11 protein-coding genes are annotated in these 12,130 nt (G+C 39.6%); 8 read left to right on the plus strand and 3 right to left on the minus strand.

Annotated elements, in window-relative coordinates:
* Nucleotides 1–40: 40 nt before the first annotated feature.
* Nucleotides 41–1,237 carry a class I SAM-dependent methyltransferase gene (locus H8B06_RS00510; protein WP_190992329.1) on the plus strand — a complete coding sequence of 399 codons (1,197 nt, stop codon included), beginning with the start codon at nt 41–43 and terminating at the stop codon, nt 1,235–1,237.
* On the opposite strand, the gene H8B06_RS00515 is transcribed toward H8B06_RS00510, so the two are convergent.
* From H8B06_RS00515 to H8B06_RS00525, 3 genes are read right to left on the minus strand one after another with little or no spacing between them, the layout of a single operon-like run.
* Nucleotides 1,232–3,319, minus strand: coding sequence for a TonB-dependent receptor (locus H8B06_RS00515; RefSeq protein WP_190992330.1), 2,088 nt, complete (start codon nt 3,317–3,319; stop codon nt 1,232–1,234). The genes H8B06_RS00510 and H8B06_RS00515 overlap by 6 nt on opposite strands.
* A gap of 11 nt (nt 3,320–3,330) precedes the next feature.
* Complete coding sequence (locus H8B06_RS00520) at nt 3,331–4,644, minus strand: BamA/TamA family outer membrane protein (protein ID WP_190992331.1); 1,314 nt, start codon at nt 4,642–4,644, stop codon at nt 3,331–3,333.
* A gap of 1 nt (nt 4,645) precedes the next feature.
* On the minus strand, nt 4,646–6,421 hold the full coding sequence (locus H8B06_RS00525; RefSeq protein ID WP_190992332.1) for an ABC transporter ATP-binding protein: 1,776 nt from the start codon (nt 6,419–6,421) through the stop codon (nt 4,646–4,648).
* 185 nt (nt 6,422–6,606) lie between these two features.
* On the opposite strand from H8B06_RS00525, the gene H8B06_RS00530 reads away from it, so the two are divergent.
* From H8B06_RS00530 to H8B06_RS00560, 7 genes are all read left to right on the plus strand, one after another.
* Entirely contained in the window at nt 6,607–7,677 is a 1,071-nt protein-coding gene (locus H8B06_RS00530) for a Leu/Phe/Val dehydrogenase (RefSeq protein ID WP_190992333.1), read from the plus strand.
* Nucleotides 7,678–7,736: 59 nt separating this feature from the next.
* Nucleotides 7,737–8,684, plus strand: coding sequence for a transcription antitermination factor NusB (gene nusB, locus H8B06_RS00535; protein WP_190992334.1), 948 nt, complete (start codon nt 7,737–7,739; stop codon nt 8,682–8,684).
* 4 nt (nt 8,685–8,688) lie between these two features.
* Nucleotides 8,689–9,120: a DUF1573 domain-containing protein gene (locus H8B06_RS00540; RefSeq protein WP_190992335.1), complete on the plus strand. Its 432-nt coding sequence runs from the start codon at nt 8,689–8,691 to the stop codon at nt 9,118–9,120.
* A gap of 54 nt (nt 9,121–9,174) precedes the next feature.
* Complete coding sequence (gene yajC, locus H8B06_RS00545) at nt 9,175–9,495, plus strand: preprotein translocase subunit YajC (protein WP_190992336.1); 321 nt, start codon at nt 9,175–9,177, stop codon at nt 9,493–9,495.
* Between the two features lie 121 nt (nt 9,496–9,616).
* On the plus strand, nt 9,617–10,513 hold the full coding sequence (locus H8B06_RS00550) for a CdaR family protein (protein ID WP_223857393.1): 897 nt from the start codon (nt 9,617–9,619) through the stop codon (nt 10,511–10,513).
* A 3-nt stretch (nt 10,514–10,516) separates the two neighbouring features.
* Nucleotides 10,517–11,113, plus strand: a complete 597-nt coding sequence (gene coaE / locus H8B06_RS00555; RefSeq protein ID WP_190992338.1) for a dephospho-CoA kinase — start codon at nt 10,517–10,519, stop codon at nt 11,111–11,113.
* Complete coding sequence (locus tag H8B06_RS00560; protein WP_190992339.1) at nt 11,110–12,063, plus strand: MBL fold metallo-hydrolase; 954 nt, start codon at nt 11,110–11,112, stop codon at nt 12,061–12,063. The genes coaE and H8B06_RS00560 overlap by 4 nt, the downstream gene beginning before the upstream one ends.
* Nucleotides 12,064–12,130: the final 67 nt, after the last annotated feature.

Here is a 12,130-nt window from a genome sequence, read left to right on the forward strand (position 1 = left end):
TACAAAGATACGATTTCTTTATATTCCCTATCTTTGTGCTATGGATAATTACGCCGCCTTCTTTGACAAAATTCGAACATCTATTCAACAGCAGGAATTTATTAAAATTTCTTTAGGAGATTACAATGGAACAGAGTTGTACCTAAAGAACGTATATATCAAACCGGTCATTATAAAGCGAGAAAAGAAATTATCTTTTGTTTTTCGTTATAAAACACAAGACATTACCAAGAACTTTGAATTACAGACGGGCATTATGGAGATACAGGGGCTTTTGAAAGTTGAAGGTTTTCGGGTAGCAACCTTGTTTGCGGAGACGGAAAATCTAATATGTCAATGCACGAAAAAAGGCGTGTGGTCTCTAAAGAAAGAAAATCCGACTGCGAAGAAGCCTATTGTTTTTACACATGATAAACAAAAAGAACGGAAGTTGGATAGTGCGGATAAAGTTTATTTGCAAGCGTTAAAACTGACGGATGCGACAGGAAGCGTATATAAAAATGCACAAGATAAATGGAGGCAGATTAATCATTACATAGAGATATTAAGTTCTATATTACAGCGCCTGTCCGTGAAAGACACATTAAATGTTGTCGATATGGGCGCAGGAAAAGGTTATTTAACATTTGCTTTGTATGATTATTTAGTATATACGCTCCGAAAAAGGGTTTCGTTAGTGGGCGTTGAATACCGTAAAGATTTAGTGGAGTTATGTAATCAGATTGCTGCCAAATCGGATTTTAAAGATTTGCTTTTCATACAGGGTGCGATAGAAGACTATGAACCCCACGATGATTTAGATATTTTGATTGCCTTGCATGCTTGTGATACAGCAACTGACGATGCTATTGCTAAAGGTATTAAGCATGATGCGGACCTTATTGTGGTCGCACCCTGTTGCCATAAACAAATTCGCCGGGAAATAGAAAAGCATAAAACAAAGAATGAATTGGATTTCCTACTTAAACATGGGATTTTTATGGAGCGTCAGGCCGAAATGGTGACCGATGGCATACGCGCATTAATTATGGAGTATTTCGGTTACCAAACCAAAGTCTTTCAATTTGTATCGGATGCCCATACGCCTAAAAATGTGCTGGTGGTAGGCGAAAAGAAATCGATTAATAGCCGAAGACAAGAAGAAATTTTAGCGAAAATAGCATCTACAAAAGCATATTTTGGTATCACCTATCATCATTTGGAACGGCTAATGGGATTGGATAGGACGATTTTATAAAATAACCTTCATTCCACCATAATAATTTCGGGTAGGAGCAGGGTTGAAAAAGCGATCGCCAAACGCATTGATGTCATTGCCTAAACTATACCGTTCATTTAGGAGATTGTCTACACCGGCAAAGAACTGTAATTGTTGCCGCTTTTTTAGTCGCCATGTCCATGTTCCTTTTGCTTGTACCAAATGGAATTTTTCAGAGAATACCGTGTTGGCATCGTTCAACGGCATAACCGATGTGAAGTTATGCGAAAGGTTCAATCCGAATTGCTTTGGTAAACTGATCAAGAGTGTGTTGCTCCATACCCAATCTGGTACTGCTGTGACCTTATTGCGAGAAAAATCATTATTATTCACGTTATAATTTCCGAAGCGATAATGATTGTAGGAAACACTGGAATGTAGGTTGAAGGTTTGGATGAACCTTTTCGTTTGAGGAGTTAGTATATACGCCCAAATGGAGGCTTCGATACCCCTTTGATTTATTTCCCCTGCATTGAGATAATACGCTTCTCCATCATCATTACGTTGTTCGACGATTCCATGTTTTATTTTATAACGGTATATGCTTAAATCGGCAATAAAGCGTCTGCCATTTGTTTCTAAACGGGTACCTAGTTCGTAGTTTGTACCTGTTTCTGGCCGTAAGGAATTGTTGATGATCCTGTCGGAAGGTCGTATTTCCTCATTTGTAGGAGGAGAATAGCCCTTAGAAACAGAACCTCGAACAGCGAATCGATCTGTAATCAAATAAGAAGTTGCAATTCGGGGCATCCAGATACTGCCGAATGTGATATTTCCGCTGGGACTTTCTATCTCCGGATGATGTTGATGATAGCTGAGTTTTGAATAGTTTAATCCCAATGAACCTTCTATTGTCCAGCGTTGATATATTTTTGCCATAGTCCGGTAGAAGAAACTGTATTGGGTATTATAGAGATTATCGTGATCTTCTAGATCGGTTGCCTCACCTTTCTCATTGCCGTAGTTTTCAATTTCATTCCACCCTTTTTGTCCTTCAAAGCCCATTTGCATTTGCCATTGTACATACGGACTATCCATGTTTCTATACGAAAAGTAGGTGCGTAAACCGAGATTATTCTCTGTTCGGTATTCGTAATTGGTAATAAATGGATTTTCGAAATCGGTATTTGAGCCAAAAACGCTAATCACATGAGAAAGTCTATCCGATAGCTGAGCATGGTGCGCTATACCTCCATAAAACGTTTTGTTGTATATACCTGCTTGCTGCTCTTTAGCACTGGGGTTTGGACCAGCTGCGGGTCGGGACATGCGTGGATTTTCGTCCATCTGCGCTTGAGTCAACCCTCCAGGCGTACGATAACCCAAATCACTATACAGCGCCAAAAAACGGATTTCGTTTTTTGGCGTGTATTTCCAGCGATGTGCCGTTTGGAGCGTTTTCTTATTCAATGCCGTATTGTCACGGTACCCATCCGATCGTGTAAACGACTGATCGAAAGAAAAGCTGTAATTATCGTTTACTTTCCGTTGTATAGAAAGTTGTTCTTGAAACAAACCGAATGATCCACCACTTAATAAGACAGAACTACGATTTTTGCGCACGTCAAAACCGTTTGGAGCTATATGAATAACACCTCCGGAATTAGCGCCATACAAAGAACCATCGGGGCCTTTAATGATATGTATCGCATCTATAGCCGCTGGATCGAGAAGGTTTAAATAAGTATTCCCTCCGGCGTCGGTCAGTGGGAAATCATCTATATATATCTTGGCGTTTCGAATCCCAAAAGCCGATCGGATAAGACTTCCGCGCATCGCTAAACGGTAGCTTCCCGGCGAACGTTCTTCCATGCGCACCCCTGCTACCGTGTTAATGGCGGGAAGTAATGAGTTGGGTTGTTGTATATCTACCAAGCGCGAGCTTATCGTGTGTGCTGCCGATGTTAGTTCCAGAATGGGCTGTTGGCTGAAATAAGCGTTGATATGAATAGGGTTAATTTCTTGTTCGGTGGATATGCTATCCGTCGTTTGGCTCCAAACAACACAAGGCGTATATAATATTGTTATGATAGTAGAGCGAAAAAAAAATTTAGAGCGCATGTGTGTCTGATTTAAAAAGCTTCGTTTAATCCCAAGAATAAACCACGTTGACCGAATCGACCAAAAGCATAATCAATACATAGGTTTGTCCGTGTCGCCTTATTGAATAGCACACGTAGTCCTGTACCGCCGGCTGGTTGCCATTGTTGGAAAAGTTTGGTGCCCAAACGATCATTTGCCGTTTGCACGTTAGCGAAGATCACGCCGCTTAAGAATTGATTGCGTAAAATTGGAAACCGGTACTCTACTTCAGAATAGAAAAAGGAATTTCCCTTGAAATAGCCATTGGTATAGCCACGTCCGGTACGTGCAAATGGATCTTTTCCGGTGCCCGGAAGGTCGAGATAAGCCTGCCTGCCGCCAACGTTATACGATCCCCAATGCCAAAATGCCAATACATGATTTGGACGGCTGCTTGATAGTTGCCAGTACTTTCTGAAATCAGTTTGCAGCTGGTAAGCATTTTGGGCACTTGCCATCCATTTTTGGCTCATTCGCAAAACTACATCTGCGTAAATGCCCTTATAGGCGCTGTTCGGATTATCACGAGTCATATACTGCCAGTTGAACATTAAACCGTTATTATTGTATTTCTCTGCGTTGTACCCTGTTAAGTTGCTATATACTTCTAACGGAGTAGCTTTATGATTCCCTAACGTATATATATTACGTTTTAGTTCAAAAAACACGCCTGTACCGATAAACATGTTTGGTGACAACCTTTTATAAATCCGTTCATTAAGACCGTATACCATAAATTGGTTGACAAAGCGTGTACGATCTGGATTATTGAGCGTTTTTTCTTCTGGAATATCCGTTTGTACTACATTTCCCATGCCCATACCATAATCTAATCCTACACTTTTAGCAATAATAATTCCCCCTTTTAAATTCCATTTATTTCTAGGCGTATAAATATCATGCATCACGTAACCGTAGATAATACCTCGCGTAGTATAGCTTAACGCCGTGGCAAACGTAGACATGGTGGTGTGCTGCGGGTCACCGGTATAGACACCACCGACAACTTTTGCGCCAATTTGAAATCCAATGCTAGGGTTATAATTGATATTCGGAAGAATGGAAATTCCAGAACGTTTTTTCGAAACTCGGGTTGTTGTATCGTGGCGGACGAACCTTACCATATCTTTTATACCATCACTAATATCATAAAGGTGATCAAAATTTTGTGTAACGGTATCCTTTGTTTCTGCTGTAGTAATGGTGTCTTTCAGGAGAACTTGTTGTGCAAATAGCCCTGAGTTGCAAATGATAAGGTAGAATGAAAATAAAAATATTAGATATACTTTTTTGATATATAGCATTTTATTCGGTCTCTAATAGTTGCTTTTCATGTAGTTCAAAATAGGCACCTTCCTGTGCTAACAACGCATCGTGTGTGCCTTGTTCGATGATTCGACCTTCATCCAGTACGATAATATGATCGGCATTTTTGATGGTGGAGATACGATGAGCGATGAAAATAGTCGTTTTGTTTCGCATAATACGGCTCAGATTGTGGAGTATGTCTTCTTCCGTTTTGGTGTCGACAGCCGAAAGACAATCGTCAAAAATAAGTATTTGAGGGTCTTTAACCAACGCCCGTGCGATAGAGACCCGTTGCTTCTGACCACCAGATAGCGTAAGCCCACGTTCGCCAATAGAGGTTTGGAAACCATTTTCGAAATGCATAATGTTATCATAAACGGCAGCATCTTTTGCGGCTTGTTCCACTTTATCGATTTCGAGGGTATCTAAGCCAAAAGCAATATTATTAGCTATCGTATCTGAAAAGAGGAATACCTGTTGAGGTACAAATCCAATCTGGGAACGTAAAGCATTTGTCTTGATATCTTGTAACGACAATCCGTCATAATAAATATGCCCCTGATCTGGATCATATGTACGCAACAGAAGATTTGCCAATGTCGATTTTCCAGATCCCGTTTTCCCGATAATGGCGAGCGTTTGCCCACGTTTTATGGTGAATGATAAATTTTCAATGGCTTTGATTCCTGTTTCGGGATAGGTGAAGGAAAGATTCTCGACTGTTATATTTCCTTGAAGTATGGGTTCTGTATCACCGTCTTTTATGTCTGATCTTGTTTTTAGAAATTCATTGATTCGTTTTTGCGATGCCGCGGCACGTTGGAATAGGGAAGTTACCCATGCCAATGACATGGCAGGGAAGGTAAGCTGGTTGACATACAAGATAAACTCAGCAATGTTTCCCGCAGTAATAGTTCCGTTTTTTACCTCGATACCACCGACATATACCGTGATGATGGTACTGAAACCAATGAGGAAAATAATGAGCGGAAAGAAAATAGCCTGCACACGAACAAGGTCGAGCGAGACCTTATTGTATAGATTACTTTCGTTCTTAAATACCTCCATTTTCTGCTTTTCGCGCGTATAAGTTTTGATAACGCGTATCCCTGAAAACGTTTCTTGTACGAAGGAAGAAAGCGTAGATAGTTGCCGTTGTATCCTTTCACTTCGCTGATTGATGACTTTATTGATAAACAGGATAAGTACAGATAGGATCGGGATGGGCAGTAAGGAATAGGTGGCAAGCTTTGGATTGACATTGTACATGGCGTAAATGATCATGATCGAAAGTACCACCGTGTTAATGGCATACATAATCGCAGGTCCCAGATAGTTTCTTACCTGATTGACATCTTCCGTGGCGCGGTTCATCATGTCGCCCGTATTATTTTTTCTGAAAAAAGAAAAATCCAGCTCTTGGTAATGATTGTAAATCTCATTTTTGAGGTCATATTCAATATGGCGTGATGTGAGAATAATCGTTTGTCGCATAAAGAATAAAAAGATACCTCGTAATAGCGAAAGTGCTAAGACTACAAAGCCGAAAAAAAGCAAACTGCTACCGAATACTTGATACACCAACTCTTGTCGATCAAAGCCATCATAAAGTCTATAGAGATCAATATTTTCCTTAACAAGGTCAAATGCTTCTCGGATAACGACGGCCGGTAGGATACCAAAGTAGTTGGATATAATGACAAATATAACACCCGGTATGAGTTTCCAACGGTATTTGTAAAAATATTTATTGAGATAAGCCAACTCCTTCATCGAGAACAAACCTAAACAAAATCAGTTTTATATGCAATATAATTGAATCTGCATATAAAATGAATTTGTTTCGCTCTCCTCGGCCATTGAAAACATGCTATAGAGGAAATGTAAGGCTAAAATTTGAAAAAATATTCCCTACTTTTGCAGAAGCAAAAAGAATATACAGGCATTTAAGGAATGTTATGGAAGTAAATAATTCTTCTGTTTTCGACAAGATGGCAATTTCTGGTCATCAAAATTTATTTTTCTGTCAAGATAAGGCGGTAGGGTTGCAAGCTATTGTGGCTATTCATGATACCACATTGGGACCGGCGATTGGAGGTGTCCGTATGTTGCCCTACGAATCGTTATCGGACGCGATCGATGACGCCTTACGTCTATCAGAAGCAATTACACATAAAGCTTCGTTGGCAGGTCTTAATTTGGGAGGGGGAAGTGCTATTATTATGGGTAATCACCGAACAGCTAAAACAGAAGTTTTAATGCGCCGGTTTGGGAAATTCATAGAAGGGCTCAATGGAAATTTTATCGCGTCTACGGATGTTGGTACGACGCAGAAGGATTTAGAATATATGCTGGCAGAGACGGGCTACGTAGCCGGTTTACCGGCATCCTTAAATGGAGGAGGAGATCCGACAATTTTTGCAGCACGAGGCGTATTTTATGGTATTAAAGCGGCTATCAAAGAATTATATGGCGATGATGGATTGGCTGGGCGTAAAATTGCTGTACAAGGTGTTGGCAGTGTCGGCGAGCAATTGGTAGGTATGTTGCGCGCGGAAAATGCACGGGTGTATGTATCCGACATGACCGAGGAGCGTAAGATGAAAATTGCGGCTAAATATAAAGCAGAGCCGATTACCTACTCGACAAGCTTTGAACTGGATGCGGATGTATATGCACCATGTGCATTGGGTGGAACGGTCAACCCGGAAACGGTACCGCGTATGCGTTGCCGGATTATTGCTGGATCAGCAAATAACCAACTGAAAGAAGAAGAGGAAACGAACAAACTGCTGAAAGAGCGGAATATTTTATATACACCGGATTTTTTAATCAATGCAGGGGCATTAATTAGTTGTTATTCCGAGCTAGAGGGCTACGGTAATGATCGTACAGAAGCATTAATTAAAAATATCTATAACGCAACTCGTCATGTCATTCAAAAATCCGTCGAAGATGACATTACTACGCATGAAGCTGCTAAACAATTGGCAGAAAAGCGTATATTTGACATCAAGAAAATTAAATAGGTGGGTTTGGAAAGTATAATACGTTCTTATTTATATACAATCGTTCTTTAAATTAAATTATGCTTAATAGAAGGCACCTTAGGGTGAAAGTTATGCAGACGCTGTATGCGTTTAGTTTGTCACAGGATAAACAGGTAAAAGATTTTGAAAAAGCACTATTAACAAGTGTTGACGAAGTTAACCAAATGTATATTTGGACACTGAATCTACTAGATGAAGTTGCCGAATATGTACTGATTGATGCAGAGGGGAGAGCCAATAAATTTTTGCCGACCGAAGCAGATAAAATCTATACAACGAAATTGAACAGCAATAGTTTTATCGAGTCATTACGGCAGAATCGAACCTATTTGGAAAATGTAAAGAAATATAAAGTTTCTTGGACGTTTGACCCCGAAATAGTACGTTCTATCTTTGCACAGTTGAAGGGATCGCCCGAATATATGGCTTATTTGCAGCAAGATGATAGATCCATTGGCGCAGAAAAAGATATTATCAAGTTTATCTTTAAAAAGATCATATTGAAAACGCCGGAGATTGAGCAAGCTTTCGATGCAAAATTTATCAATTGGACGGTAGATAAAGAGGTCTTACAGGCTATGGTAGCTAAGACGTTCAAAAACTTCAGTAGTGAAAATCCGGCACAAAACCAATTGGCGGATTTAACCCCCAATTGGGAAGAAGATCGGGAGTTTATTGTGGAACTCTTAAAACAGACAATTCGCTATGGCAACGAATATCAGCAGTTGATTTCGGTGAAGACGAAGAACTGGGAAGCGGATCGTATAGCATTGGTCGATACGCTGCTGATGCGTATGGCAATTTGTGAGCTCGTTAACTTTCCGACGATTCCGGTGAAAGTTACGATTAATGAATATATTGAGCTTTCAAAAGCATTCAGTACGTCAAAAAGTAATACATTTATTAACGGTATCTTAGATAAGATACTGGCAGAATTGACACAACAAGGACGTATTCAAAAAACAGGTAGAGGACTTAAAGATTAATACCATGAATATATTGAAATCATTTTTTGTTTGCATTGCATTGGCTACATTAGTTTCTTGTGGAAATGCAGGAAATAACGAAGAACAAGCGACAGATACCATAGGGAATGAACATGCGCAAGGAGGTAAGATCGAATTCGGAGAATCGGTTTATGATTTTGGTGAAGTGAAAGAAGGCGAAGTGGTAGAGCATGTATATGCTTACACCAACACGGGTACGGCACCTGTAATCTTGTCGCAGGTTTCTGCGTCATGTGGGTGTACTACACCATCTTATACACAGACCCCTGTTCTGCCGGGTAAATCTGGTGAGGTGAAAGTAAGTTTTGATAGCAACGGACAAGTAGGAAAACAGCAAAAAATTGTGACGATTGTCTCCAACGCTGAAAATGGCGTGACGACGGTACAATTAAAAGGAGAAGTCTTACCGAAATAAATATTTCCTTTCCTCATAAAAATAAATTTTGTAACTTTTAATTTTATATATAATATGATAACTACGTTATTACAAGCTGCGCCAGGAGGTGGTGGATTGATGAGCTTCCTACCTATGATTCTGATTGTTGTGGTATTCTATTTCTTCATGATCAGACCGCAAATGAAGAAACAAAAAGAACATAAAAAATATATTGAGGAATTAGGTGTAAACTCAAAAATTGTGACAACAGCCGGAATCCACGGACGTATTGTAGAAGTTAGTGAAACGACTTTCCTAGTGGATGTAGGTTCAGGCGTGAAAATGCGTTTCGACAAATCTGCCGTGGCATTAGATGCTTCGAAAGCAGCTAACGGCGAGGCCGTAAAGAAGTGATTTTTACATTTAACCGGATAAAAAGCAACCTAAGCACAGGTTGCTTTTTTATTTTACTATTTTTGTAATTATGGCGCAACCCCGCATCACAAAGACGAGACGACGAAAAATTGCAATATTTTTGCGATGTCTGGGACTTTCTTTTATTGCCTGGTTATTATTTGCGGTGTCTACAGAACAAATATATCGTATCGACGCCGGCATCTCCTATGTGAATATTCCAGAAAGCAAAGCATTTCATCCGTTACAGTCGGATACGGTCAGCATTCGGATGAGAATGAGCGGATGGAAGATGTTCATGAAGAGATTGCGACCTGATACGCCGCACATTCAAGTGGATTTAAATGGGTTGAGGACGAGAAATTATATTGTTTTTACGAATCAATTAGGATATATCAATCGACAATTTCCAGCCGATAATCAAGTGATTGGCGTGTCACCAGATACCTTGTATTTTGACTTTTCTAAACAGACACAACGGAAAGTACCTGTTCGCGCCTTATATGATATTCAATTTAAAAAACAATATGGCATTATAGGTGATACGCGGGCAAATCCCGAATATGTTACGGTGACAGGACCGTTGGAAGATGTCGCCAATATAGATTATTTGGAAACGGATACGATTCGAGGTACAGACGTGGCAACGGATATTCGTACGATCGCCTATCTAAATAAACATCAAAAAAACAACATTACCATTTATCCGACATTCTCTGAAATTACTATTCCGGTAGGGGAAATTACCGAAAAGGTGGTTGAACTACCTTTGAAAATGGAAAATGCTGCGCGGTATACTTCGGTTCGAACGTTGCCAAGCAAGATTAAACTCACGTTTCTTGTCTCGTTAAAGGATTATAATAAGTGGTCGTCACGGGATTTTGAGGCGGTTGTAGATATGGAAAATTGGGAGAAGAATAAAGTACAAAATCTACCGGTTATCTTAACGAAAGTTCCGGAACATTGCCATGTAATCAGTATGGAACCGCAAAATGTTGATTTTTTTGTAAGAAGATAATTTATGGGATTGAAAATTGGTATTACGGGAGGTATAGGTTCCGGAAAGAGCTATGTTGCAAAAGTTTTCAAAGCACTAGGTGTACCGTTTTATGATGCAGATAGAGAAGCGAAAGAATTGATGAATACGAATCCAGCTATCAAGAATGCATTAATACTGGAATTTGGAAAAGAGGTTTATGATATTGAAGGGCGTCTGAATCGTGCTTATCTAGCTTCACAAGTATTTCGAGATCAGAAAAAACTGGATAAACTGAATGCCGTTGTACATCCTATCGTGATTCAACATGGAGAGGATTGGTCCGCTTCGCAGACTTTTCCCTACACGCTAAAAGAGGCAGCATTGCTTTTTGAAAGTGGTTCGTATAAAAAACTAGATTATACCATTTTGGTGACCGCACCGCTAGATGTTCGCGTTGCACGTGTTATGCAACGGGATAAAGTCACAAAACAAGAAGTCTTAGATCGTGTAAACAAGCAACTGTCAGACGAAGAAAAGCAAAAACTTGCTGATTTTACTATTGTAAATGACGAATTAACACCTTTACTTCCTCAAATATTACCCTTACACAAACAATTTTTAGAAGGGCGAAAACCATGAATGAGATTCTGGAAGATTTTTTGGTAAAAGATGATATAGGCTATTATTGTCGATATGGCAATTTTTATATTGACGCGATGTGCCCCGTCGAAAAAAATATCATATCGCATGCCCATGGCGATCATGCTACCAATGGACATCAAAAGATGTATGCCACGGCAGTGACATTTGCCTTTATGAAAAATAGGTTTCCGAAAATGGTAGAAAATACGGTCGAGGTGATCACATTCGAACGGCCGTTTACTTTACGTAATGTGCATATCACTTTTTTTCCGGCAGGACATATATTAGGATCTGCGCAGGTGTTGATGGAATATCAAGGTGTGAAGTATTTGTATACAGGCGACTATAAATTGCAGGAAGACGCCACCTGTGAACCGATTATATTGACGCGCGCTGATGTTCTTATCACCGAATCTACCTTTGCTAATCCAGCGGTATCACATCCAGCTGTCGAAAAAGAGATTTTAAAGCTGAAGGACACCGCAAGTAATATTATGCTAGGGTGTTATACCTTAGGTAAAGCACAGCGACTAACTGCCTTGATAAATGACTTGCTGCCCGAAAAAGAAGTGTTAGTACATCATAAGATGTACGCTGTTCATAAGTTATACAATGCGTTAGGAAACAAACAACTTCGTTATACTTTATACAATCGTAAAGCGATGAAAGATGGGCGCATCAATAAAATATATCTAGTTCCCCCGCTGACGTTTAATAGTTATTTTAAAGCAAAGAATGTATTGAAAGCATTTGCCTCGGGTTGGGAGCGGTTACAAAGACAAAACGATATTGAGCTATATATCTCTGATCATGTCGATTGGGCGGATATCTTACAATATATTGAGTATGTGAAACCCCAACAGATATGGACTATTCATGGAGATGGAAGATATTTAAAAAGGTATTTTGAGGGGAAGCTTATCGTTCGGGATATATTATCCGTTTAAAAATCGGCATTTTTCTTGTAGAGGTTTAACGGAAGAAAAAGCATTAACGTATGAATCGATTTTTTAA

The organism is Sphingobacterium micropteri, assembly GCF_014692515.1.
Taxonomy (GTDB): Bacteria; Bacteroidota; Bacteroidia; order Sphingobacteriales; family Sphingobacteriaceae; genus Sphingobacterium; species Sphingobacterium micropteri.